The 25308-nt window shown below is 63.6% G+C and carries 20 protein-coding genes, 1 tRNA gene and 1 pseudogene; 8 read left to right on the forward strand and 14 right to left on the reverse strand.

Features of this window, described 5'->3' with window-relative positions; translation table 11 throughout:
- Positions 1-132 precede the first annotated feature (132 nt).
- The 3 genes from tnpA to tnpC are packed head-to-tail and all read left to right on the forward strand — an operon-like array spanning position 133 to position 2483.
- Entirely contained in the window at positions 133-522 is a 390-nt protein-coding gene (tnpA, locus tag ASC48_RS01260; RefSeq protein WP_055454011.1) for an IS66-like element accessory protein TnpA, read from the forward strand.
- Complete coding sequence (gene tnpB, locus ASC48_RS01265; protein WP_244269973.1) at positions 522-872, forward strand: IS66 family insertion sequence element accessory protein TnpB; 351 nt, start codon at positions 522-524, stop codon at positions 870-872. The genes tnpA and tnpB overlap by 1 nt, the downstream gene beginning before the upstream one ends.
- Positions 873-926: 54 nt before the next feature.
- Positions 927-2483 carry an IS66 family transposase gene (gene tnpC, locus ASC48_RS01270; protein WP_055454013.1) on the forward strand — a complete coding sequence of 519 codons (1557 nt, stop codon included), beginning with the start codon at positions 927-929 and terminating at the stop codon, positions 2481-2483.
- A gap of 145 nt (positions 2484-2628) precedes the next feature.
- Here tnpC and ettA read toward each other — a convergent pair whose 3' ends face one another.
- From ettA to ASC48_RS01285, 3 genes are all read right to left on the reverse strand, one after another.
- A complete protein-coding gene (ettA, locus tag ASC48_RS01275) occupies positions 2629-4278 on the reverse strand; it encodes an energy-dependent translational throttle protein EttA (protein ID WP_055454014.1) in 1650 nt (549 codons plus the stop codon).
- Positions 4279-4419: 141 nt separating this feature from the next.
- On the reverse strand, positions 4420-5751 hold the full coding sequence (locus ASC48_RS01280) for an NAD(P)/FAD-dependent oxidoreductase (protein WP_055454015.1): 1332 nt from the start codon (positions 5749-5751) through the stop codon (positions 4420-4422).
- Positions 5752-5754: 3 nt separating this feature from the next.
- Complete coding sequence (locus ASC48_RS01285; protein ID WP_055454016.1) at positions 5755-7074, reverse strand: NAD(P)/FAD-dependent oxidoreductase; 1320 nt, start codon at positions 7072-7074, stop codon at positions 5755-5757.
- A gap of 528 nt (positions 7075-7602) precedes the next feature.
- Between ASC48_RS01285 and ASC48_RS01290 the strand changes: the two genes are divergently transcribed.
- Positions 7603-9276 (forward strand): BCCT family transporter, encoded by a 1674-nt coding sequence (locus tag ASC48_RS01290; protein ID WP_055454017.1) that lies wholly within the window; start codon positions 7603-7605, stop codon positions 9274-9276.
- Between the two features lie 177 nt (positions 9277-9453).
- Here ASC48_RS01290 and ASC48_RS01295 read toward each other — a convergent pair.
- Positions 9454-9529, reverse strand: a tRNA-Ile gene (locus ASC48_RS01295).
- A 537-nt stretch (positions 9530-10066) separates the two neighbouring features.
- Between ASC48_RS01295 and ASC48_RS01300 the strand changes: the two genes are divergently transcribed.
- On the forward strand, positions 10067-10858 hold the full coding sequence (locus tag ASC48_RS01300) for an SIMPL domain-containing protein (protein ID WP_055454018.1): 792 nt from the start codon (positions 10067-10069) through the stop codon (positions 10856-10858).
- A 204-nt stretch (positions 10859-11062) separates the two neighbouring features.
- Here ASC48_RS01300 and ASC48_RS01305 read toward each other — a convergent pair whose 3' ends face one another.
- The 5 genes and pseudogenes from ASC48_RS01305 to ASC48_RS01325 form a co-directional block, all read right to left on the reverse strand.
- Complete coding sequence (locus tag ASC48_RS01305) at positions 11063-11650, reverse strand: GNAT family N-acetyltransferase (protein ID WP_055454019.1); 588 nt, start codon at positions 11648-11650, stop codon at positions 11063-11065.
- A gap of 177 nt (positions 11651-11827) precedes the next feature.
- Positions 11828-12927: pseudogene (locus ASC48_RS20230) on the reverse strand (NAD(P)/FAD-dependent oxidoreductase).
- A gap of 63 nt (positions 12928-12990) precedes the next feature.
- The gene (locus tag ASC48_RS01315; protein WP_055454020.1) at positions 12991-13407 is read right to left on the reverse strand and encodes a ketosteroid isomerase-related protein; all 417 of its coding nucleotides are present in this window, start codon (positions 13405-13407) and stop codon (positions 12991-12993) included.
- Between the two features lie 132 nt (positions 13408-13539).
- Entirely contained in the window at positions 13540-13929 is a 390-nt protein-coding gene (locus tag ASC48_RS01320) for a DoxX family protein (RefSeq protein WP_055454021.1), read from the reverse strand.
- Positions 13930-14034: 105 nt separating this feature from the next.
- Positions 14035-14955, reverse strand: coding sequence for a LysR family transcriptional regulator ArgP (locus ASC48_RS01325; RefSeq protein ID WP_055454022.1), 921 nt, complete (start codon positions 14953-14955; stop codon positions 14035-14037).
- A gap of 83 nt (positions 14956-15038) precedes the next feature.
- Here ASC48_RS01325 and ASC48_RS01330 point away from each other — a divergent pair, with 83 nt between their 5' ends.
- Entirely contained in the window at positions 15039-15653 is a 615-nt protein-coding gene (locus ASC48_RS01330; protein ID WP_409841961.1) for a LysE/ArgO family amino acid transporter, read from the forward strand.
- A gap of 28 nt (positions 15654-15681) precedes the next feature.
- Here ASC48_RS01330 and ASC48_RS01335 read toward each other — a convergent pair whose 3' ends face one another.
- On the reverse strand, positions 15682-16989 hold the full coding sequence (locus ASC48_RS01335; RefSeq protein ID WP_055454024.1) for a DUF930 domain-containing protein: 1308 nt from the start codon (positions 16987-16989) through the stop codon (positions 15682-15684).
- A gap of 580 nt (positions 16990-17569) precedes the next feature.
- Between ASC48_RS01335 and ASC48_RS01340 the strand changes: the two genes are divergently transcribed.
- Positions 17570-17860 (forward strand): DUF2798 domain-containing protein, encoded by a 291-nt coding sequence (locus ASC48_RS01340; RefSeq protein ID WP_055454025.1) that lies wholly within the window; start codon positions 17570-17572, stop codon positions 17858-17860.
- A 62-nt stretch (positions 17861-17922) separates the two neighbouring features.
- Here ASC48_RS01340 and rpoD read toward each other — a convergent pair whose 3' ends face one another.
- The 3 genes from rpoD to ASC48_RS01355 form a co-directional block, all read right to left on the reverse strand.
- A complete protein-coding gene (gene rpoD / locus ASC48_RS01345; RefSeq protein ID WP_055454299.1) occupies positions 17923-19932 on the reverse strand; it encodes an RNA polymerase sigma factor RpoD in 2010 nt (669 codons plus the stop codon).
- Positions 19933-20400: 468 nt separating this feature from the next.
- Entirely contained in the window at positions 20401-22440 is a 2040-nt protein-coding gene (gene dnaG, locus ASC48_RS01350) for a DNA primase (protein WP_055454026.1), read from the reverse strand.
- A 197-nt stretch (positions 22441-22637) separates the two neighbouring features.
- Positions 22638-23105 carry a GatB/YqeY domain-containing protein gene (locus ASC48_RS01355; protein ID WP_055454027.1) on the reverse strand — a complete coding sequence of 156 codons (468 nt, stop codon included), beginning with the start codon at positions 23103-23105 and terminating at the stop codon, positions 22638-22640.
- Between the two features lie 254 nt (positions 23106-23359).
- Here ASC48_RS01355 and carA point away from each other — a divergent pair, with 254 nt between their 5' ends.
- On the forward strand, positions 23360-24553 hold the full coding sequence (gene carA / locus ASC48_RS01360) for a glutamine-hydrolyzing carbamoyl-phosphate synthase small subunit (RefSeq protein WP_055454028.1): 1194 nt from the start codon (positions 23360-23362) through the stop codon (positions 24551-24553).
- Positions 24554-24720: 167 nt separating this feature from the next.
- On the opposite strand, the gene ASC48_RS01365 is transcribed toward carA, so the two are convergent.
- Complete coding sequence (locus ASC48_RS01365) at positions 24721-25164, reverse strand: MerR family transcriptional regulator (protein WP_055454029.1); 444 nt, start codon at positions 25162-25164, stop codon at positions 24721-24723.
- Positions 25165-25308 lie beyond the last annotated feature (144 nt).

The following is a 25308-nucleotide window of genomic DNA, read 5'->3' on the forward strand; positions in this document are numbered from 1 at the left end:
TACATCAAACCAAGTCCAAAATTCTGGACGCAAGGGCTGATAACGTCCGTAAGCGGCGCCTGGCGCCCACCTTCCAGCCTTTGTCCTGATTGGCTCATTGGAGCACAGTGAAGATAAGGACGGAGTTTCTCCATGGAGGCTACATTGGAGGTTCTCCCGGTTGGTGGCCGAGGCCGCCGGAACCGGAAGTGGCCGGATGAGGTGAAGGCGCGGGTGGTCGCGGAGACGCTGCTGCCGGGCGCGACGGTCAACGAAGTGGCGCGTCGGCACGGCTTGCCGGCAAACCATGTGTCGTCGTGGCGAACGCTGGCGCGGAAAGGGCGGCTGGTGCTGCCTGCGCCGGAGGATCCGGTTGAGTTTGCGGCACTGATGGTCGGCCCGGTTGGTGAAGCCCCGAATGGAGACACTGACACCGCAGTCCGGCCCGAGATTGTCGCGGGCGCGGTAGTGATCCGTCTGGAAGCGGGTGCCACGGCGGAGCGGATTGCCTCGGTCGTGCGTGCCTTGGTGGCCAGCCGATGATGTTCCCGTCCAACCTGGTGCGGGTTCTGGTCGCGGCCAAGCCCATCGACTTCCGCAAGGGTCATGACGGGTTGGCAGCGCTGGTGTCGTCTGTGTTGCACCAGGATCCATTCACCGGGACGGTCTTTGTCTTTCGCTCGCGCCGGGCGGACAGGCTGAAGCTGCTCTACTGGGACGGCACCGGTCTGGTCATGGCCTACAAGCGGCTTGAGGATGCGACCTTCACCTGGCCCGCGATCAAGGATGGGGTCATGATGCTGAATCATGCCCAGTTCGAGGCGCTATTTGCCGGTCTCGACTGGCGCAAGGTCAAGGCGCTGGAGGCACGCCCGCCAGCTGCGGCAGAGTGAATCAACTGCTTGGTTTGGCGTGCTTTTGCGGGGGTTTTATGGTAGCTCCAGCCCATGCAAACCGCACCCGCCATCGACCTTTCCGCCATCCCTGCCGCGCAACGTGCGGCGGTTCTGGCGTTGATGGAAGCCGTGGCGGCGCTGACGGACATCACCCGGCGCCAAGAGCATCTGATTGCCGAATTGAACCATGCCCTGCATGGCAAGCGATCGGAAAAGCTGACCGAAGATGAACGGCAGCTGGCCTTCGAGGACCTGTCCATCGCGCTGGCTGAGGTCGAGGCGGAAAAGGAAATCCGTGCCGCCAAACCGGGTGACAAAGCGAGCAAGCCCGCACCGAAGCGCACCATCGGCAATCTGCCTGCCGGACTGCCGCGCATCGAAGAGGTCATCGAACCCGCCAGCCTGATCTGCCCCTGCGGCTGCGGCGTCATGCACAAGATCGGCGAGGACCGCAGCGAACGGCTGGACATCGTCCCCGCGCAGTTGCGCGTGATCGTCACCGTGCGCCCGAAATATGCCTGCCGGACCTGCACCGACGGGGTGACGCAAGCGCCTGCGCCCAACCACCTCATCATGGGTGGTCTGCCGACCGAGGCGACGCTCGCCCATGTATTGGTCAGCAAGTATGCGGATCACCTTCCCTTATATCGCCAGAGCCAGATCCTGGCACGGGCGGGGCTGGAACTGCACCGCGCGGTCTTGGCCGACTGGGTCGGCAAGGCCGCGTTCCATCTGAAGCCCATCGTCGACCGGCTGGCCGACCACCTGAAGCGCTCATCCAAGCTGTTCATGGACGAAACCACTGCCCCGGTGCTGGATCCGGGGCGCGGCGTGACCAAAACCGGGTATCTCTGGGCACTGGCCCGCGATGACCGGCCCTGGGGCGGTGAGGACCCGCCCGGAGTGGTCTACTTCTATGCCCCCGGCCGCGCGGGCGAGAATGCCGAAACCTTCCTCACCGGCTTCGATGGTACCCTGCAGATCGACGGCTATACCGGCTACAACCGCCTGACCAAGCCCTCGCGCAAGGGCGGTGCGCCCATTCGGGTGGCGCACTGTTGGGCGCATGCGAGGCGAAAACTGAAGGAAGTCTTCGACCGCGACGGCTCAGAGATCGCCGCCGAGGGCCTGCGCCGCATCGCCGAGCTCTACGCCGTCGAGGCTGACATCTGCGGCGTCTCGCCCGGCCAGCGCCTCTCCGCCCGCCAAACCCGCACCGCGCCACTGGTGGCCGCCTTCGGCGACTGGCTTCAGGCGCAACGTCGCAAGATATCCGCGAAATCCCGGCTCGGCGAAAAGCTGACCTACATCCACAACCATTGGGACGGGTTGCAAACCTTCCTGACCGACGGCCGCGTCGAGATTGACTCCAACAGGGTCGAAAACCTGATCCGCCCCATCGCCCTCAATCGCAAAAATGCGCTCTTCGCCGCTCACGACGAAGGCGGCATCGCCTGGGGCCGCATCGCTTCGCTGATCGAAACCTGCAAGATCAACGGCATCGAGCCCTTCGCCTATCTCAAGGCTACCCTGACAGCCATCGCCAACGGCCATCCGCAAAGCCGCCTCGACGAGCTGCTCCCATGGAACTTCAAGCCGTCAAGCTAAGCTGATCGTGCTGTCCAGCCACCGCTTACTAACGTCCAGAATTTTGGACACGTTTCACACTGAACGCCCCCCAAACAAAAATCCCCGGACCATCGGCCCGGGGATTTTCCTTTTGCAAAAACAGCCGCTTGAGGCTGCTGAAGCCTTAGCGCGTCAGCGGCTTGTACTTGATGCGTCTCGGGTCGGCGGCGTGGGCGCCGAGGCGGCGGACCTTGTCCTTCTCGTAGTCCTCGAAATTGCCCTCGAACCATTCCACATGGCTGTTGCCTTCAAAGGCGAGCATGTGGGTGGCGAGGCGGTCGAGGAACATGCGGTCGTGCGAGATGACCACGGCGCAACCGGCGTAGTTTTCCAGCGCGTCTTCGAGGGCGGCCAGGGTCTCGGTGTCGAGGTCGTTGGTCGGTTCGTCAAGCAGCAGGACGTTGGCGCCCTGCTTCAGCACCTTGGCGAGGTGCACGCGGTTGCGCTGACCACCGGAGAGGTCGCCCACCTTGGCCTGCTGAGCCGGGCCCTTGAAGTTGAAGGACGAGCAATAGGCGCGGGAGTTGATTTCCTTGCCATCGAGATAAATGATCTCGTTGCCGTCGGAGATTTCTTCCCACACCGTCTTGTTCGGGTCCAGCTTGTCGCGCGACTGGTCCACGTAGCCCAGATGCACGGTCTCACCGATGATGATTTCACCGCTGTCCGGCTTTTCCTGGCCCGTGAGCATCTTGAACAGGGTAGTCTTACCCGCACCGTTCGGCCCGATGACGCCGACGATGCCGCCGCGCGGCAGCTTGAAGGACAGGTCCTCGATGAGCAGGCGGTCGCCGAAGCCCTTGGACACGTTCTTCAGTTCGATGACGTTGGCGCCAAGGCGCTCGCCCACCGGAATGAGGATCTGCTCGATGGTAGGCATGCGGGTTTCCTGTGCCGCCACCAGATCCTCATAAGCTCGGATACGGGCCTTGGACTTGGTCTGGCGGCCCTTCGGCGACATGCCCATCCACTCGCGCTCACGGGCAATGGCCTTGGAGCGGGCCATATTCTCGCGGCCTTCCTGCTCCATACGCTTGGTCTTCTTCTCCAGATAGACGGAGTAGTTGCCCTCGTAGGGAATGCCCTGGCCGCGGTCCAGCTCCAGAATCCAGCCGGTAACGTTGTCGAGGAAGTAGCGGTCGTGGGTGATGATCAGCACCGAGCCCTTGAACTCGCGCAGGTGGCGCTCCAGCCAGTGAACGGTTTCAGCGTCCAGATGGTTGGTCGGTTCGTCGAGCAGCAGCAGATCCGGCTCGCTCAAGAGCAGCTTGCACAGCGCCACGCGGCGCCGCTCACCGCCCGAAAGGTTGTCCACCGGGCTGTCGGAGGGCGGGCAGCGCAGGGCTTCCATCGCCATCTCGACCTTGCTCTCAAGGTTCCAAAGGTCTTCCGCGTCGATGATGTCCTGCAGCTTCGCGCCTTCCTCGGCGGTCTCGTCCGAGTAGTTCATCATCAGCTCGTTGTAACGGTCGACGATCGCCTGCTTGTGGGCGACGCCTTCCATCACGTTTTCCAGAACGGTCTTGCCCTCGTCGAGCTTCGGCTCCTGCGGCAGATAGCCGACCTTGGCGCCTTCCGCCGCCCAGGCCTCACCTGTGTACTCCTTGTCGAGACCGGCCATGATCTTGAGCAGGGTCGATTTACCCGCACCGTTGGGGCCGAGAATACCGATCTTGGCATCCGGGTAGAACGACAGGTGAATGTTGTCGAGAACCTTCTTGCCGTTATAGGCCTTGCTGAGGCCATGCATGTGATAGATGAACTGGCGCGCCATGGGGCCTCGCATCTCCGTTTTGGAATTTTGCCGGGAATCTGATCGACAATTGATCGAAACTGGCCGCCCTTTTACGCCATGCAGCGGGCCGGGGCAATGGCGGTTGGTGAACAGGCCTTCCCTATAGGCCTGTTCTCTCTTTCACCCCCAGCGGTCCTTCAGCCCGTACCACCAATAGGCCATCTGCAGGTAGTGGCGGCGCAGGGCGGGCAGCGGGAAGCGGCGAAAGGGCGTGCGGACCGGCTGCGGCAGCTGCCAGGGGGAGCGGACCTCCAGCGCCAGTTCCGCCGCCAGCGCCCCGGCATAGGAGCCCATGGCCACGCCGTTGCCGTGATAGGCAAGCGCTGCAAAGACGCCGGGCATGGCCGGTATGGGGCCGATATAGGGATTGAGATCCAGCGCCAGGCACACCCGCCCGGACCAGTGATGCGTCGCCTCCACATGGGCGAGCGCGGGGAACAGCCGGTCGAAGCCCTCACGGATGGCAAGGCGCAGCCGCGCCTCTTCCCCAGCCGTGCCGAAAATGCCGCCGCGCATGCCGAACAGCATCCTCCCGTCCGGCAGCAGGCGGAAATAATGCAGCAGCGTGCGGGCATCGGAGGCCATCACGGGGCTGGTCCAGCCCTGTGTCACCATCTCCACAGCCGTCAGCGGCCGGGTGACCATGACATTGGACAGCACCGGCAGCAGCCGCCCTTCCAGCCAGGGCAGCAGGCTCTCGTCCGTATAACCGTTGCTGGCAAGGATCACACGGCGGGCATGGACGGTGCCCTTCGGCGTATCCAGCCGCCAGCGGCCCAGTTCCGGCCGGATATCCGTCACCGGCGAGCGGGCGAAGATGGGCTGGCCCGCAGCACGCAATGCTCTTGCAAGGCCGCGCACATATTTCAGCGGATGAAGGCCGAAGCCATGGGGATAGAACAGCCCGCCATATGTGCCCGCCGCCCTCAGGCCCCTCGCCTCCAGTGCGGTTTCATCCAGCAGCTGCGTGCCGAGGCCGAAGCGGGCATTGACGAAGGCGCCCTCCTCTTCCAGCGCCTTCAGGGCAGAGCGCTTGTGCGCCAGCACCACCTCGCCGCTGCCCGAACGGTCCGCATGGATGGAATGGGTGCCGAGCAGCGCCGCGACATGATCAATCGCTTCACGCTGCATGTGGGAAAAGCGCTCCGCCTCCCGCCCGCCGTAGCTTTCCACCATGTCTTCCGGCGAACGCTTGGAGCCGCCAAGACAACAGAAGCCACCGTTGCGGCCCGAGGCGCCGAAGCCCACGTGATGGCGGTCCAGCACAACGGTGGAAGCGCCCAGCGCCTGCGCCCGCAAGGCCGCGTTCAGCCCGGTGAAGCCCGCGCCGATGACGGCCACATCCACCGCCAGCGCCTCTTCCAGCTCCGGATCCGCATGATCATACGGGGCGGCACCGGCAGCGCTGTCTTCCCAGTAACTGCCGGTGGATCCGCTGCCATCTGCCTGCATGGTTCAGAAGCCCAGCCGGTCGCGCAGGGAAAACCAGGTCATCGCCAGCACCAGCAGCGGGAAGCGGAAGCGCGAACCGCCGGGGAAGGAGGGCACCTTGATCCGCTCGAACACCTCGAAGCGCCCCGCCTGCCCGCTGACAGCCTCGCCGATCAGCCGTCCTGCAAGGCAGGCCATCGCCACCCCGTGGCCGGAATAGCCCGAGGCGGTGATCACATTGGGCGAAAGCCTTGCGAAGAAGGGCATGCGCTTGGGCGTGATCGCCAGCGTGCCGCCCCAGCCGAAATCAATGCCGATGTCCGCCAGTTGCGGAAACACCTTGCTCATGGGCTTGCGCACGAAGGCGGCAATGTCGGAGGGGAAGTGGTAGCCATAATTCTCGCCGCCGCCGAACAGCAGCCGGTGATCGGCGCTCATGCGGAAATAATTGATGACGAACTTGCTGTCCGCCACCGCAACGCCGTCCCGGATCAGCGATTGCGCCCGCTCCGCCCCCAGCGGTTCCGTGGCGATGATGTAGTTGTTGATCGGCATCACACGGGCTGACACTCTGGGCTCCAGCCGGCCGAGATAGCCGTTGCAGGCGAGCACCATGTGGCTGGCGGTCACCTCGCCCGCTTCCGTCTTCACCACAACGCGGGATGGCTCTGCCGTATAGCTGGTCACCCTTGTGCGCTCGAAGATCTGCGCCCCGGCAGCCACCGCCGCCGCGCCGATGCCCAGCGCGAAATTCAGCGGATGCAGGTGCCCTGCCCCACGATCAAGGATGCCGCCGTGATAGAGCGGGCTCGCCAGCCGCTGGCGCACGGCATCGCGCCCCAGCACCTCATTGCCCTCATAGCCGTAGACCTGTTCCAGATGCCGGACATAGTCCGCGTGGTCACGGGCAATGTCAGGGCGGTGATCCACATAGAGGATGCCGGGCCGGTAATCGCAGTCAATCGCATGATCGCGGATCAGGTCCTGCACCACGGCCTTGGATTCCTCGGCCAGATCCCACAGCAGCCGGGCATCGGACTTGCCGAGCATGTCCTCCAGCGTGATCTGATCGAGCCGCTGGCCCGAGCCCACCTGCCCGCCATTGCGCCCCGAAGCGCCCCAGCCGATGCGGTTGGCCTCCAGCACCACCACCGAATGGCCGGACTGCGCCAGCGACAGCGCCGCCGAAAGCCCGGTAAAGCCTGCTCCGATCACCACCACATCGGCCTGAACGGAGCCTTGCAGCACCGGATGACCGCTGCGCCGGCTCGCGGTTGCGGCATACCAGGACGAGGGGTGATGCCCCGGGCGGTCATTGGCGGTCAGAAGATCAAGCTGCGGCAAACTGAAGACCCCGGTTGGCACATCCGCACCCCTCCTGCCCTCGAAGGTGCCATGCAACCGTAAGACAGGCCGAAGCCCTTGTGAAGCTTACTGAGAGGGCGAAGGCCAGAAAACAGTGTCCCCATACCTGCCTGCAAGAACCGCCCCGCTGTCCTGCCGGCTGGCGTTGCCTTCCAGCCAGAGCCGCAGGACTGGTCTGCTCAATGGCAGCCGAAGCCGGATAAATCTTGACTGCCGGGAGACCTGCCCGAAACCCGTGCATTCTGACCAGTTGCAGCCCAGTGCACACGGTCCCCGAACTCTGTTTGTGTCACCGCCTGCAGTTCCTGTTCATCCGTCAGCGCAGGAGCGGTCTGCAAAGAGTGAGAACACACAGCTGGCCGCTGCAGAGCCAGATCCCGGCGTATTCGTCACAGAACCGGCTATGAAAAGTCGGGCCATATGATGTAAAGTCAAACACTGAATCATCTCCTGAACCTTGGAGGAATATCGGGCACATGTCATAACGCCCAAACCTGAAGGAAGACGATGACGGAAAAAACAGAAAAGCCATTCAGCGAAATCGAGATCGACACCCAAACCGGGAGCGATCCTATCCCCGAGCCAGAGGGAAGGACCGAGATCATTGAAACAGACTATGAAATCGGTCAGGATAATTTCGCAATTTCTTGGAAACTGGAATTCGACATTCATCAGGTGGTTTTCACCGTGTCCGCCCTTGGCATTGTGGCATTCACCTTCCTCACGCTGGCTTATCAGAGCGAGCTGGAACCCGTATTCGTCGGCGTTCGCAACTGGCTGACCGGCTCTCTCGACTGGTTCTTTCTTCTCTCGGGTAACGTCTTTGTTCTGCTTTGCCTGTTCCTGATCGTGTCGCCGCTTGGCAAGGTGCGTCTCGGCGGCCCCGACGCCACCCCGTCCTACAGCTATACCGGCTGGTTCTCGATGCTGTTTGCTGCGGGCATGGGCATCGGCCTGATGTTCTACGGCGTATCCGAGCCTATCAGCCATTTCGAAGCTGCCCTGGGCGGCGTCACGGTTGACGGGAACGGACTGCGGACAGACTGGGCACCGCTACAAGGCGCTCAAGGCAATGAGGCTGAAGCTGTGCGCCTTGGCATGGCGGCTACGATCTTCCACTGGGGTTTGCACCCCTGGGCCATCTATGCCGTTGTGGCACTGTCGCTGTCGCTGTTTGCCTACAACAAGGGCCTGCCGCTGACCTTGCGCTCCTGCTTCTACCCCATCTTCGGTGAAAGGGTATGGGGCTGGCCGGGACACGTCATAGACATTCTCGCCATCTTCGCCACGATCTTCGGCCTTGCCACCTCACTGGGCATCGGCGCGCAGCAATCCGCCGCCGGTCTGAACTTCCTTTTTGGCATCCCCACTGACGACCCCACGCTTGTGACCCTGATCATTATCATCACAGCCGTTGCGCTGTTCTCTGTGGTGGCGGGCCTCGATGCAGGTGTCAAAAGGCTTTCCGAAATCAATATGGTACTTGCTGCCATCCTGCTCGTCTTTGTGGTCGCATTTGGCCCGGCAACGCAGATCATCTCCGATTTCTTCCAGAACGTGGCCGCCTATGGCGAGTATCTGCCGGCCCTGGCGATGCCGTTCGGCCGTGAGGACCAAAATTTCGCCTCCGGCTGGACTGCCTTCTACTGGGCATGGTGGATCAGCTGGTCTCCCTTCGTGGGCATGTTCATCGCCCGGGTCAGCCGGGGCCGCACGGTGCGTGAATTCCTGATCGCGGTGCTCATCGTGCCGACAATTCTGTCGATCCTTTGGATGACAGCGATGGGCGGCACGGCGATCAGCCAGATCGTTCACGGCGGCTTCACCGGGGCGAAAGATGCTGCCCTGGAACTGAAGCTGTTCGAGATGCTGACCCAACTGCCCTTTACCGGACTGACCTCGCTTGTGGGGATCATTCTGGTGGTGGTCTTCTTCATCACCTCCTCGGATTCCGGCAGTCTGGTGATCGACACCATCGCCGCAGGCGGCAAGGTGAATGCCCCCACGCCGCAACGGGTGTTCTGGGCCAGTTTCGAGGGCTTTCTCGCCATCGCCCTCCTGCTTGGAGGCGGATTGGCCGCATTGCAGGCGATGGCAGTTTCGACAGGCCTGCCGTTCACTATCGTGCTTCTGGGCGCCTGCTATTCGATCGTACGCGGTCTGATGAACGAGCCGCGGTAACGCCTGACAAACAGCCGGGGCGGGAACTCCTGACCGCTCCGGTGTCCAGGCATCCAGGCATCACGCGCAGGCTGCGGTTGAACGAAGGAAGCCCGAAGCACCAAAGGCATTGGCAAACGACGGTCTTGCCAGCCGCTTGCCTGCACAAAATCAAACCTTCGGCATCTTCGAGAAAAATGGTGGGCCCGGAGGGACTCGAACCCCCAACCAATCCGTTATGAGCGGACGGCTCTAACCATTGAGCTACAGGCCCTTGCCCGTGGTGCGGGCTGGAGTGTGGTATACCAACTCAGGCGGGGGCTGCAATTTTTTTGTGGTCCAATATGGACTACAAACGCAGCACCTGTGAAATACCAGCGCGGGCGGGCGCTGCAAGTGTCTTTAGGGGGCTTCGTCCGCAGTTTCCGGGTGAGAAAATGCGAGCTGAAGGCCAGACTGAGGCTGGCGCCTTCAGTGGGCAGGTCCGGCCGGCCCGGTCAGCAGCTTGATGCCTCGCGCGCTTAAGCCCCCGGAATGCTGGCGCCTCAAGCCCTGCCCTGCGCAACCCCTGCCCTTGCGCAAACCTTGCATGCGATCAGGTCAGGGGCGGGCTTCACCGCAGCCCTGCGGCTAGATGCGCCGGGATTTCAGCAGGGCCTTGTATCGTGCTGTCCGGGTGGCTTTACGGCATGGCGCCAGCGGACCGGTCCTGAAACCGGATTTGTTTCTGAAGGCTTGTCACGCCTTGTGCCTGCCTTATTTCCGGGCAAATGTCGGCTTGCTTTTTGGTTCTCAAGGGATTTTTTCATACATGACCTTGCATTCGCGCCCCCTCCGCTCCGCGCTGTCCCGCTCCCTCGCCGTCTCCCGTGCTGCCGCGCTGGCGCTTGTCCTGCCGCTGGGCCTTGCAGCCGTCAGCACTGCGCTCACTCCGGCCTTTGCCCAGGAAGCTGCGGTGAAGAACGAGCGTTTCATCACCGTGCAGGGCAGCGGTTCCGTCAGCGCCGTGCCGGACAAGGCCACCCTTTCGGGCGGTGTGACCTCCGACGCCGAAACGGCGGCCGATGCGCTGGCCAGCAACTCCAAAGCACTCAACGCGGTGCTGACAGCGCTGAAGGATGCGGGCATTGAGGCCAAAGACATCCAGACCAGCAATTTCTCGGTCCAGCCCCGCTATGGCGACTACACCAAGTCCAGCCCCTCCGGCCTGCCGAAGATCGAGGGCTATCAGGTGTCCAACACGGTCAGCGTGCGGGTGAATGATCTGGAACGTCTCGGGCCGCTGCTCGACACCATGGTCACCGCCGGCGCCAACACCATCAATGGCATCAATTTCGAGGTGACCGGCGCCAACGAGAAGCGTGATGCCGCCCGTGAAGCGGCCGTGACGGATGCCCGCCGCAAGGCAGAGCTCTTTGCCAAGGCCTCAGGCGTCAAGCTGGGCCGGGTGATGTCCATGTCCGAAGGCGGCGACGGCGGTGTGCGCCCGATGTACCGCATGGCCACCATGGCGATGGAAGCGGCCCCGGCTCCGGCGCCTGTCATGGCGGGCGAGGAAACGCTCTATGCGAGTGTCACCATCGTTTACGAGCTGGTGGACTGAAAGACACTGAGGCTCCGGTCACGGCCGGAGCCTCAAATTGTTGGAACAGTAGTCCTCCCGGCTGAGCGGTCCGCCGTCTTCAGGCGGAGCAAACTGTTCTCATCCCAAGGCGCTGAGATGCTGACGCATCACGCCTTAAAATTGCTCAGGCGCCGCGCGGGCTTGACCGCGCTCTCGATAAGTCAAGCTCATCGAGAGCAGGCATCACAGGTACCGCAGCCATACCTGCATCGGCTTTTCGGTCTCTTCCGTGTCTCCCATGTCCTTCCAGGGGAAATAGACGGTGGCGCCTTCCAGAGGCTTGTAGCCGCGCTTGGTCCAGAAGCCGTCGAGCGGGCGGTAGTCCGCCGGGCGGGCCGGATGATCTGCCGGACGCACCACGGTGCAGAAACTCGCCTTGGCAAAGCCGAGCTTGCGGGCATGGGCCTCGCGCTCGTCGAAAAAGCGGTGGCCGATACCCTGGCCCCGGTACTGCGGCAAGAGGACGGATTCCGCCAGATAGAAGATTTCCTTGAGGTTGAGGCCCCGGTCCTCGAATGGCTGGCGGAACTGGATCACCTCCTGCGCCAGCGGTTCGCCCGTCGCCGCGCCGATGATGCGGTCCCTGTCGAAGGCGGCGACAATCAGGGCGCCGGGCGTGCCGGCATAGCGGCTGATGTAACTGCGCTCATAGTCCATGGACCCGTCGTAGAGGTAGGGCCAGTCGCGGAACACTTCGATACGAAGCCGCGCCAGATCGTCCAATGCGTCCTGAAGTTCTCCTCCAGTCAGGCTCTTCACGGTGACCGGCATATTCTCTCCCATATGATTTATGTCTGTTCTTGTGGCCACACGATGCGGGCTCGGACGGCAAAATCAAGCCCCCGCCCGCATGAAATCTGCCGTGCAGAGCTGCCATGCGGCCGGTGCAGGGCTTTCCTCACCATGAACCCCGCCCGGCCCAGATGAGCCGGGCCCGGACTGGCAGCTTCAGTCGCGCGCCTCCAGCCAGATGCGCGCCGTATCCACATCCCCTCCAATCAGCCCTTCGGCGATCTTCTGACCCACGACGGCGCCGAATTTGTAGCCATGGCCGGAGCAGGCGGAAACGATGACGGCCCTCCCATCCTCCCGGGCATAGAAGTGGTTGTCCGCCGTGAATGTATAGGCGCAGGTCACCACATCCGTGACCCTGTAGTCCCCGATACGGCCGAAGGGCGGGGAGAAGTAATTGCGCAGCCGCTCTCCCTCGCCCGGCACGATGCCCCGGTTCTGGTCTGCGTCCGGGTTCTTCACCTTGTGGATGCCGGCCCCGAATTTCAGCCCCGTGCCCGGCACCGGCGGCAACACATAGCCATCCACCTTGCCGCCAACGTCGAGAATGACGGGCGCAGCCTCCCATGATGCCTTCAGGTCCGCAGGCGGCTCCAGATAGACCACCGCCGTGCGGTAGGGCGTGAGATCGGAGCCCAGTTCCGGCGCCAGCTTCAGCATCAGGCTCCGGCACTGATGACCACCCGGTCACCCGTCAGGTCTTCGCCGCTTTCCAGCGTGACGCGGCCCGCGGCCCGGTCAACGGCCACCACCTTCGTATGTTCCAGCAGCCTTGCGCCCTTTGCCAGAAGGAAGGCGCGCATGTCTGCGGCAATCTTCTGGCACAGCAGCACACCGCCTTCCGGATGCACGGCCACGAAGCGCAGGCCCTCGGGCGACAGGAACGGATAGCGGGCGCAAGCCTCGGCAGGGTCCATCTTATCAAGGCTGTAACCGGCCTCCACCATGCCGCGCCAATAGTCTTCGCCCTCATCGCCCTCTTCCTGCGAGATGACCATGAAGCCGGTATCCACGAGATGGCGGGCGCCGAAATCGTCCCACATCTCGTCCCAGGCGGCATAGGCATCGCTGATGCGGCGCTGATAGCCGCCCTGCCCGCCATAGGCGCGGCGGATGATGCGGTGCTGGTCACCGGAGGCGGAGAGCGGATTTGGGATGGGCCCCTGCTCGATCAGCGTCACCTCCACACCGCGCTTGACCAGCGCCCAGGCGGTGGAAAGACCGGTGACACCGGCGCCAACGATGATGACATGCATGGTCCCGCTCTCCTGCGGGCCCCTGCCCGCACGTCTGTGTGTGGGATGAGGCTCTGGCACGGATCAGGCGCCGACCTGAGCGATCCAGTCTTCCAGATTGTAATAGGTGGTGATGCGGGCGATCTTGCCGCCCTTGACGTCGAAGAAGGTGCCGGCCGGCAGGCGGTAGGTCTGTCCGGCAGCTTCCGGCAGGCCTTCATCGGTGCTGAGATAGGTGCCGTTGACGATGAACTCGGCCGCGGCCCGCGTGCCGTCCTCACTGGCGAAGATGACGATGTCCGTCAACTCTTCCCGGTAGCAGCGGGTCATGTGGGCGTTGAACTCGGCGAAGAGCTTCTTGCCCGTGCGGCGGGAGCCCTGATTGACGTCATGGGCCACATCCTCGCTCACCATCGCCAGCATCGCATCCGTATCACCCCGGTTGAAGGCGGCGTAATAGGCGCTGATCAGAGTTTCGGTCTCGGTGCGGGCGGCGGTCATGGCAAAACTCACGAGGAGAGGATTCGACTTTCGCATCTGAACGCATCGTCAGACTTTGCGCAAGATGGGGAAAAACGCAAACGCCGCAGCAAGATGGCTGCGGCGTTGCAGGATCCGGCCTCGTCGATTGGCTTAGCGCGCGCCACGCATGGCGTCGATGCTCCAGCGCCCGCCGCCGGCCGCAGCCAGATAGAGGAAGACGAAGCAGTAAAGCGCGGCGAGTTCACCGCCATTGACGATCGGATAGAAACCCTTGGGATGATGCACGAGGAAATAGGCCACCGCCATGGTGCCGGAGGCAAGGAAGGCAACCGGGCGGGTGAAGAGACCGAGCACCAGCAAGGCGCCGCCCACCAGCTCGATCACGCCGGCCATACCCGGCAGGGTGGTAACGGAGACGCCGCTCATCTGCGTGGCAGGAATGCTGAGAAACTTGGTGGTGCCATGCTGCAGAAACAGCAGGCCGGACATGAGGCGCAAGGCGCTCAGAAGATCAGGCGAAAAGCTGGTGAGAAAACGCATGAGTGCCTCGCATGTATCTGGCGAATGGCTACCGGCCATTCTTCTGGAATCACGCATAACCGTTTCATATTCGGCATGCAATTTCATTCCTGAATGGCACTCTGTTCATGTTTTGGAGGGTCTTGATTTGACAGGGGCAAGAAGCTGATCTGCCGCAGCGGCACGCACGGCTTGCGTCAGGCGCTGCAGACCCGGCGCGGCGGAGCGGCTGATGTGCCAGTAGAGCGGCACGGTGAGCGGCGTGCCGGGCACCAGTTCCTCAAGGCGACCGTCCATCAGATGCGCCCTGACCAGAGGCTCCGGGTTCATGCCCCAGCCGATACCGGCCGCCGCCGCATCGACAAAGGCATGGGTGGAGGCGATGTAGTGGGCGGGCAGCACCACATCCTGACCGAAGCTCTGGCGCACCCATGCGGCCTGCAGCCCGTCCTTCAGATTGTAGATCATGGCAGGGGCGCGGGCGAGGCTCTCAACGTCCACACCTCCGGCAAACCAGCGCCGCATGAAGGCCGGGCTTGCGGTTGCCCGGTAAGCCAGCGCGCCCAGCGGCACCACATCGCAGCCCTGCACCGGCGCCGGATCGGCGCTGACTGCGGCCCGCACCTCGCCGCGGCGCAGCCAGCCGGCGCTGTGGTCCTGATCATCGATCTGCAGATCGAACAGCAGATCCCCGGCGCCCTGCATGGCCGCTACGAACCATGTGGCAAGGCTATCGGCGTTGATGGCCACCCGCACGCCCGGCATGGAGCCGCCGCCTGCATCCGGCAGGCTGCTGCCGATGTCCTGCCACAGATCCTGCTCCAGCAGCGCCACGTCCTCCGCATGGCGGGCAAGGCGCTGACCGGCAGGCGTCGGCAGGCAGGGCTGGCCGCGCACCACCAGCACCGTGCCCAGCCGCTCTTCCAGCGCACGGACACGCTGCGACACGGCAGAGGGCGTCAGATTGAGCTGACGCGCCGCCTTTTCAAAACTGCCGACCCGCAGCACGGCGGCCAGCGCCTGCAGATGGCTTGCCTCAAGGCGCATTAGAAGAGCTTCATCAGGATCAGAAACTTTAAATTTTCTAATCCTGCGCAAACCGCTAGTCAAACAGCAGCACAAGCCCTCGCATCCCGGAGCCTCCCTTGTTCACTGCTGCCCTTGCCGGTTTCTTTCTCTGCCTCGGCCTCATCGTTGCCATTGGCGCGCAGAATGCCTTCATCCTGCGGCAGGGGCTGAGGGGGGAGCATGTGTTCTGGGTGTGCCTCACCTGCGCCATCTGCGATGCCTTTCTGATCACGCTGGGCGTCACCAGCCTCAAGGCCATCTCCGCCGTGCTGCCGGGCATCGAACCGGTGCTGCGCTATGGCGGGGCGGCGTTTCTGCTGGCCTATGGGCTGCGGTCCCTGCGATCGGCCTGGCGCGGCGGCAATGCGCTGGATGCAGGCACCGGGCAAGGCGCCTCACTAGAAGCGACGATTGCCACGCTGCTCGCCATCACCTTCCTCAACCCGCATGTCTATCTGGACACGGTGATCCTGATCGGCTCCATCGCCACCAACTACCCCGGCCATGAAATGGCCTTTGCGGCAGGGGCAAGCCTTGGCTCCATCGTGTTCTTCTTCACGCTGGGCTATGGCGCAAGGCTGCTGCGGCCGCTCTTTGCCAAGCCTGCCTCCTGGCAGGTGCTGGACGGGCTGATCGCCATGGTGATGACCGGGCTGGCGGTGAAACTCGTGGTGTGAACGGACACACCCGCCTCAGTTTCCCCCCTCAGTTGACCGGCAGGCGGCGCTTGGCCCAGTCGGCGCGCGGAACCGGGCCGCCCACTTCAAAGGCGAAGCTGACAACCCGCGTGATGCCGGCGTCGAGCTCGCAGCGCAGGGCGAGATTGTACCACTGCCCCCGCTCGCGGAAGGCGGTCTGCGGGGTCTGCAGCACAGTGCCGGCGGCCAGCCGGAACGAGGGCAGCAGCTCTGGCACGCGCGGCGGATTGGAAAACAGCAGCTGGGCGCGCAATTCGGTCATGCACAGCACATCCGCCCGCTCCTCCCGCGGCATGCCGCGCATGGCCGTCTGGGCCCGGACGCCGCCATTGCCGCGCGTCGAAAAAAGCTGGCGCGCCATGTTGAGCGGCACACCGCCTGCCACCACCTGCCCCGCGCCCCTGCCAGTCCCAACGGGCGGCTTGGGCTGGGGCGCGGCAAGCGCCACGATCGGGCCAACGGTGCCGAAATCCTCCGGCACAGCTTCTGCCGCACCCGGTGCAGGGGAAGCCAGTTCCCCATCGGCAGCCACCGGCGCCTCCACGGCAGGGCCTGGCTCCAGCCCCGCTTCATCGGCAGCGGCTTCCGCCAAAGCGGCCAGCTCTGCCAGCGCATCAGCCTCTGCCACCTGAGTCTCTGCTTCCGGCGCCGCCTCTGCCTCTTCCGTGGCCTCTTCGGTCCTCTGGTTTTCAGCCTCCGGCCCAGAGTCCGGCGCAGACTCTGGCACGTCCTGCGGCTCAGCTTCACCCTGCCGCTCCGGCCCGGTTTCGGGCGCTTCCGCCGCAGAGCCATCCAGCGACACTTCGGGGCCGGTATCCTCCTCGCCAAACTCCGTCACCGGCTGCAAGACCGGATAGGGCTGCTGCGGCACCACGGGCAAAGGCGCCTCGGCCACCTGCGGCTGTGCGGGCTTCAGTTCGGGTTCGGGCTGCGCCCGCTCCGCTTCGGGGGCCTCTTCCGGCGCAGGCTCCGGTACGGCTTCAGGCAGCGGTTCGGGCTCTGGCTCAGCCGCTTCCGGTTCAGGGGCCGGCTCAGGTTCTGGCGTTGCTTCCGGCTCGGGCTGCACCTCCTCCTGCGGCGGCGGCACCAGCGCCACCTCCACCACCTCGGGCTCAGGCGTCATGTCCGGAAACGGCTCGCTGACATTGGTGAAAAGCACCAGCGCCAGCAGCCCGTGCAAGGCAAGCGACAGCATCAGCGCCAGCGCCGGACCCTCCCGGTCCTCACGCCCGCCCGCACCCGCCCTGCGCTCCGTGCCTCTGCCGGCCCTGATCTTCTCTGCCGTCAGCTTGTCTGCCCTGACCTCGTGCTCCATCCCCCCTTCCTACCCGCTCCCGCAGGCAAAAGGGAGGCATGGCGTGCGGGGATGGATCATCTTTTTGGGAAGAAGAAGTGGCTGTCCGCATCAGGATAAAGATATGAACAAAGCCAACCCCTCGCGCCGTCCCGGCCCCCATATCCGGCCCTGTCCGGGACCTGCCTTGGGCCCAGGGCGTTTAGCCTCTTCTGCCAACCGAACTTCCAGAGCGCCGCAAAACGGCAAAACGCACAGGCAGAAAATCCCTTACAGGTCCCGGCACGGAGGCCGGGACGCCGCGGCGGGGATGTTTGCGTGCCGCAACTGCCACGGCAAATGCAGCAGCTCCTCCACCTCACCATCGTCATCCCGGTTCGCGCTGCACTTGGCCGGATGATGATGGTGAGGTGTGGTGCGCGAGGGGAGAGGTGCGGGAGGGGAGCAGAGAGCAGATGGAGCGGCACCGGGCGGCAGGGGCTTGCGCAGTGCGGCTTGGCGTCCCATCGAGAGGTGCCGTCATTGCGGCCGTAAGCGTTTACGTGAGGCAACGCATCCAGAGCTGAAGCCGTCCGCAAGGGCGCTCCCTCAAAGGTTCGTGATGCAATTGTGTATCTGCCCTCACGGCGGCTTTCTCCACAAGGAAGCACCAATTCAGCTTACGCGCTTTCCGGCCCGCTATGCGGGCGTCCTCATGCCGTTTGTCCTGTCGATCCTCATGACCATGGCCGTATCGGCCGTGGCAACGGCGAAGAACCTCGGTTTCGGGCCTGAGTTCCTGGCGAACTGGCCTTCCGCATGGGCCCTGTCATGGGTCATCGCCTTCCCGGTTCTGCTCATTGCCCTGCCGCTTACACGCCGCCTCGTCTGCCTTCTGGTCGAACCGGCATAAACAGCAAAAGGCCGGAGCGTTGCTGCTCCGGCCTTTTGTGATTGCGTTGAACCGCCGCGTCCTCAGCTGTCGAGGAAGGAGCGGAGCTTGCGGCTGCGGCTCGGGTGCTTGAGCTTACGCAGGGCCTTGGCTTCGATCTGGCGGATACGTTCGCGCGTCACCGAGAACTGCTGACCGACTTCTTCCAGAGTGTGGTCGGTGTTCATGCCGATGCCGAAGCGCATGCGCAGCACGCGCTCTTCACGCGGGGTGAGCGAGGCGAGCACGCGGGTGGTGGTTTCGCGCAGGTTCGACTGGATGGCCGCATCGATGGGCAGAACCGCGTTCTTGTCCTCGATAAAGTCGCCGAGGTGGGAATCCTCCTCGTCGCCGATCGGGGTTTCCAGCGAGATCGGCTCCTTGGCGATCTTCAGGACCTTGCGGACCTTTTCCAGCGGCATCTGCAGCTTTTCGGCCAGCTCTTCCGGGGTCGGCTCGCGGCCGATCTCGTGCAGCATCTGGCGCGAGGTGCGCACGATCTTGTTGATCGTCTCGATCATGTGCACCGGAATGCGGATGGTGCGGGCCTGGTCGGCGATCGAACGGGTGATCGCCTGCCGGATCCACCATGTCGCATAGGTGGAGAACTTGTAGCCGCGCCGGTACTCGAACTTGTCCACCGCCTTCATCAGGCCGATATTGCCTTCCTGGATGAGGTCGAGGAACTGCAGGCCGCGGTTGGTGTATTTCTTGGCGATGGAGATCACGAGGCGCAGGTTGGCCTCCACCATCTCCTTCTTGGCGATGCGTGCTTCACGCTCGCCCTTCTGCACCATGGACACGATCTTGCGGAACTCGGTGATTTCGAGGCCCGTTTCCGTTGCCAGCGTCTGGATCTCCTGACGCAGCTCGCGGATCATGTCCTTTTCCTTGGCGACAAAGTTCTTCCAGCCGCGCGTGGCAAGGTTGGCCACCTTGCGCAGCCAGTTCGGATCCAGCTCCGCGCCCTGATACTGCTTGAGGAAGTCCGCGCGGTCGACGCCATGGCTGTCGGCAAGGCGCAGCAGGCGGCCTTCATAGCCCATCAGGCGCTTGTTGATGTCATAGAGCTGCTCGACCAGCGCATCGATGCGGTTCTGGTTGAGCGACAGGCTCTTCACATCGGCGACCAGCTCTTCCTGTATCTTCTTGTAGCGGCGCTCCTGGCTCGGAGACAGGGTCTTGTTGGAGAGCTTGTTCTCCACCAGCTGATCCTGCAGGCGGCGCAGCTTCTTGTAGCTGTCGGCGATGCTGTCGAAGGTTTCCAGAACCTTCGGCTTCAGCTCGGCTTCCATGGCGGACAGGGAGACGTTGGACTCGAATTCGTCCTCTTCCTCCTCGCCATCCTCGGGCAGGCCCCCGGGCGCACCGTCCTCACGCGGAGCACCGCCAGCCGCCAGGCTGCGCGGCTCGCCGTCGCCGTCCACATCCTCTTCGCCCTCACCGGCCACCGGGCCGCCACGGGCATCCGGGCCGGCATAGGTCGCTTCAAGGTCGATGATGTCGCGCAGCAGAACCTTGCCTTCGTTCAGTTCGTCGCGCCAGATGATGATGGCCTGGAAGGTCAGCGGGCTTTCGCAAAGCCCGGCGATCATGGCCTCGCGGCCAGCCTCGATGCGCTTGGCGATGGCGATTTCGCCCTCGCGGGAGAGAAGCTCGACCGAGCCCATCTCGCGCAGATACATGCGCACAGGGTCGTCGGTGCGGTCGGTCGGCTCGCGGCCGGAGCCGGCCTTGGCAAGCGCCGTCGGGCTGGCAACGGCGATTTCGCCGCCCTCCTCCCCGTCGTCGGTCTGGGCTTCTTCCACCTCGTCGCTGTCGATCACGTTGATGCCCATGTCCGACAGCATGGCCATCGTATCTTCGATCTGCTCGGAAGACACGTGCTCGGAGGGCATCACCTCATTCAGCTCGTCATAGGTCACATAGCCGCGCTTCTTGGCGGCCTTGATCATTCGCTTGACGGCAGCATCAGAAAGATCGAGCAGCGGGCCATCCTGACCTTCTGCTGCCGCTTCCTGGGTTTCTTCCGTCTGCGTCGCTTTCGCTACCATATTCTGCTCCAGAACCGCCGCATGTCTGCGGCGCCGTGCCCGGCTGTTCGCCCACATCCGAACCATCAGACTGCCTTCCGGCGCGCGGGGAACGCGCAGCTCTCGAAGACCTTGCGATGATTCGGCTTTTAAATCGGTGTCCCTTAAGTCCTACTTAACCGTACCGGAAAGCCCTGCAGCCGCAGGGTGGAAACCGGACAAGTTACGCCACACCGCTCCGGCAAAGCCAGACCGGCAGACAATTCCTCAGGATATGCAGCGCGACTGAATGTTCCGCTCGTGGCTCTTGCCATCATGAACGCTGTGGGCTGCCTGAATTCCCCTATTTAGCTCGACGCCACCGATTCGCAAGTGTGATTCGCGAATCGTCAATGTGATTCGCGCAATAGCCACAGTCAGAACGCAGTCTGGGGCATGAATGCGGTCCTTTGCCGGGTTAACAGCCCATCCCGAGGACTTGCCTCAGGGCTAATGTGGGGACGAGGCCGCCTGATTGCCATGGCCGGGCACCATGGCCGGGCCTGCATGGCGCAGTTTTTTCGCCCGTTCAGCCAGTTCCCCCTCCTCACGGGCGCATTCCTCGCGCCGGCGCGAAAGATCCTGCGTCAGGCCGCGGATGCGGTTCCAGGCCAGTTCATCAAAGGCGTGTTCGGCAGCCGCCAGTTCCTGCTTCAGCTCCTGCTCCAGCGCCATCAGCTCGATCTGATCGAGGAAATGCAGGAAAGCCGCCTCGATGAAATCTTCCGGCGGCGTCGCCTTCAGCAAGGGGAAGCGCTGGTAAAGGCCGGAGAAGTCACCGTGCTTCTGCGCGCCCGCTTCGTCCGCCGTCATCACCTCATGCAGGATCTTGTAAAAGCTGTCATCGACGCCTTCGGCCAGTTGCGCCGCCGTCAGGCTGTTGAAGTCCCGCGCCACGCGGCAGAGCGCATTGCGAAAGCGCGCATGCAGCGGATCGGCAAAGGGAAGGCTGGCGACACGCTCAATGTGTTTGTCCAGCAGATCGGGGAATTTCACGCACATGCCGCAGACCAGCCGTTCGGTGCCGAACAGCGGCCCCTGCGGCGCGGTGATGGCCTCACCGCCCGGCCCGCGCGTCAGAAGCTGCAAGGCAACAGCCGCATCACCCGGCCGCCCGCGCCCGCGTTCTCCACCCTGCCCCCAGCCCTGTCTCTGGCCTTGTCTCTGGCCCTGCCCCAGCGCAGCGCTGCGCTGCCGGCGCGAATGCTCGTAGAAAAGGTTGGACAGGCGCAGGCGGAAATCCAGCTGATAGCGCTTGCGCACCCGCTCGTCGGCGATGGTGCCGGTCAGATCCTCAAAGCGCTTTTCCAGCGCGGCCTTGCGTTCGGGCGTGTCCAGATTGGCGGCGCTGATCTCCCGGTCCCATACGGCCTCGAACAAGGGCTGCGCCTTGGCGGCCTCCTCATGGAACCCGGCGATCCCGCGCGCCTTGATCAGGTCGTCCGGGTCCTGCCCGTCCGGCAGGAAGCAGAACTGGAAGGAATGGCCGCTGCGCAGCACCGGCAGGATGCGGTCAATCGCCCGGTGCGCCGCAGAAATGCCCGCAGCATCGCCGTCGAAACACACGACAGGCTCCGCCGCCAGCTTCCACAACCGCAGCACCTGATCTTCGGTGAAAGCCGTGCCAAGCGTCGCCACCACTTGACGCAGGCCCGCCTGCCACAGGGCGATGGCATCAAGATAGCCTTCCACGACAAAGGCCTGCCCGCTCTTGAACGCAGGCTCGCGTGCCCGGTGGGCGTTGAACAGCATGACGCCCTTGTGGAAGAGCGGCGTTTCCGGCGAGTTGAGGTATTTCGGCTGGCCTTCGGGATCGAGCGTGCGCCCGCCGAAGGCGACGACCCGGCCGCGCTCGTCGTGAATGGGGATCATCAGCCGCCCGCGGAACCGGTCATAAGAGGGGCGGCCATCGTCCGGCTTGATCACCAGACCGGCCTCCACCATCACCGGCTCCTCGACGCCCTTCTCCGCCAGGAAGCGTTTCAGGCTGTCGCGTGTGTCGGGCGCAAAGCCGAAGCGGAACTCGTTCAGCGTCTCAGCACTCAGTTGGCGGCGCTGCACATAGGCGCGGGCCGTCTGGCCGCGCGGGCCGCTGAACTCCATCTGGAAGAATTGCGCCGCCATCTCGCAGACCTCGGCAAGGCCGGCCTTCTTGCGCTCCTGCCGGGCAATCTTCGGGTCCGCCACGGGAAGGGCAACGCCGGCCTGCTCCGCCAGCCGCTCCACCGCTTCGGGAAAGCTCAGCCCCTCGGTGTCCGTCAGGAAGCGGAAATGATCGCCGGATGCACCGCAGCCGAAGCATTTGTAGCGCCCGCGCCGGTCATCCACGTGAAAGCTCGGGGATTTTTCCTGATGGAAGGGGCAGCAGGCCCAGAAGTCTCCCCGTCCCGGCTGCGTCTTGCGCCGGTCCCAGCTCACGCGCCGGCCGACGATGTCGGAAAGGCTCAGCCGTGCCTTGATCTCGTCCAGTAGCCGGTTGTCGAAACGCATGAAACCTGTCCGGAAGCCGGGAATAGCCCGCATGGCCGGAGGCATCCGGCAATTGCGGCAAGTGGATTACATTAGCCTTGAGTGCCCCTTTGAGGGAAGCAGTGACTTAAGGCGCAGGGGCAGCGCCTGCAAGAGCCTCCCCGCAGACCGGGCCGGGCGGGCCGTCTTTACCAGACCAGAATCCGGCCCTGCGCCCCTCAGCTGTCCCCGGACCGGGTGCGCAGCAGATCCTTCACCAGGCAGGAGGCCTGCACGAAGTCCATCTGGCCCGGATAGCGTTCCTTGAGGGAGTTCATGCAGCGGCCGATGTCACGCAGGCCCTGCGCCTCGATATCGGCGATGGTCTCGGCACAGATGCGGCGCATTTCATCCTCGCCCATCTGCCGGGGCAGAAACTCGCGGATGATCTGGCTTTCTTCCTCTTCCTGAACCGCCAGTTCCACCTGTCCGGCCTCTTCATAGGCCTGACGGGATTCCTCGCGCTGCGCCAGCATGCGCTTCAGGAACTGGTGCACCTCTTCGTCGGTGATTCCATCGCGGCCGCAGTCACGCGCCGCCGCTTCCCGGTCCTTGATGGCAGTCAGGATGAGGCGCAGGGTGGCAGCGCGGCGTTTGTCGCCGGCCTCAAGCGCATCCTTCAAGGACGCACTGATGTCATCGCGCATGTCTTGCCCCTAATAACCACGAATATGACCGCTAAAAGACGCCCTCTTACCCGGCCATTTGCCCACATGCAATGGACCAAGCGAACAAGCCCTTGATTCAAAGCCTTTTTTATTCCCGAACACCAATATTGACCTGCCGGGACGCTTCCCCTACATTCCCGCGCTTGAAGCACGGGGCTAGCGCCTGGCTCGGGTTCGGCATATCCGGGCGTTCGGTGCCCATGATGTCATCAACAACACCGAGATTGCAAGACATGACGACCGCGACTGCAGACGCGTGGGCCATACCGCCTGCCACCGCACTTCTGGTGCTGTCCGATGGCACCGTGATCGAGGGCCAGGGTCTTGGGGCCGAAGGTGAGGCCGTTGCAGAAGTCTGCTTCAACACCGCCATCACGGGCTACCAGGAAATCCTGACCGACCCCTCCTACGCCGGCCAGATCGTGACCTTCACTTTCCCGCATGTGGGCAACGTGGGCGCGAACGAGGATGACATCGAGACACTGAACATGGCGTCTGCCTCCGGCGTGCGCGGCACAGTGCTGAAGGCCGAAGTCACCTCCCCCTCCAACTACCGCGCCGCCCGCCGCTTTGACGAGTGGCTGAAGGCACGCGGCATCATCGGCATCAGCGGCATCGACACCCGCGCCCTGACCGCCCGCATCCGCGACCTTGGCGTGCCCAATGCGGTCATCGCCCATCATCCGGATGGCAAGTTCGACATCGGCGCGCTGAAAGCCAAGGCCGCCGCATGGCCCGGCCTCGAAGGCATGGACCTTGCCAGGGACGTGACCAGCGGCCAGAGCCAGAGCTGGACGCAGACCCCCTGGGTCTGGGATGAAGGCTACGGCGAGCAGCAGAACAAGGAATTCAACGTCGTCGCCATCGACTACGGCGTGAAGCGCAACATCCTGCGCCTGCTGGCCGATGCGGGCTGCAAGGTGACCGTCGTCCCGGCCGAAACTCCGGCAGACGAAATCCTTGCCATGAGCCCGGACGGGGTGTTCCTGTCCAACGGCCCCGGCGATCCGGCGGCCACCGGCACCTACTCCGTCGCCACCATTCAGGCGCTGGTCAACAAGGGGCTTCCGGTCTTCGGCATCTGCCTTGGCCACCAGATGCTGGCGCTGGCGCTCGGCGGCAAGACCATGAAGATGCATCAGGGCCATCATGGCGCGAACCATCCGGTCTTCGACCACACCACGGGCAAGGTGGAAATCACCTCCATGAACCATGGCTTTGCCGTGGACAAGGAAAGCCTGCCTGAGAACGTTGAAGAGACCCACGTCTCCCTGTTCGACGGCACCAACTGCGGCATCCGCCTCAAGGGCAAGCCCGTGTTTTCGGTGCAGTATCACCCGGAAGCCTCACCCGGCCCGCGTGACAGCCACTACCTGTTCAAGCGCTTCACCGAGGTGATGCGCGAGGCAAAGCAGGCAAGCGCCTGATCCATCCGCACAGCAGATGAAGCAAGAAACACCCCGGCAAGCTGTGCTTCCGGGGTGTTTTTTGGGATCCTGAGCCCTGCCAGCGGCTGCTGTCCTTTCCCCAAAAGAAACAGAGCCCGGCCTGCCGCCCGGGCTCTGTTATCTTTCAATTCCGGAAGGCCTGCAGCTCAGGACACGGCGATCAGCCGGTCGAGGGACTGCATCACATGATCTACTTCCGCCACCTGCTCCTGCAGCAGCGCGTGCTGCTCGCGCAGCATCTCCTGCTGGCTGGCGCAGATGCCGCGCAGTTCCTCCAGCTGGCTGCGGCGGGGTGTGCTGCTTTCAACAAGCTTCAGCACGCGGCGAATCTCGGTCAGGGTCAGGCCGATCTTCTTGGCCTGCAGAATGACCCGCATCCGGCCGACGTCACGGGCGGAATAGAAGCGGCGCGCGCCTTTACGCACCGGATTGATGAGGCCCTTTTCCTCGTAGAAACGCAGGGTCCGGAGCGTCACGCCGAAATTCTCCGACATCTCGGAGATCGCGAGGAGTTTCGGCTCGCTGCCATCATCCACGACCGGACCTGCGATGTCCGGAATGACGACCATATTGGGTGCTAAGCTGTTCATCGTTTTCTAGCCTGGTGGTTGAACAGGGCGTGACAAATGAATGCGCCAGCGCAGATCCCGGCCTCCTCCCACCTTGGAAACCCGGATCTTTGGGGCACCTTCCGCATTTCGCGTCATGAAGAGAACTCCTTTGCAAGAGAGGCT

Source organism: Pannonibacter indicus, from assembly GCF_001418225.1.
GTDB lineage: Bacteria > Pseudomonadota > Alphaproteobacteria > Rhizobiales > Stappiaceae > Pannonibacter > Pannonibacter indicus.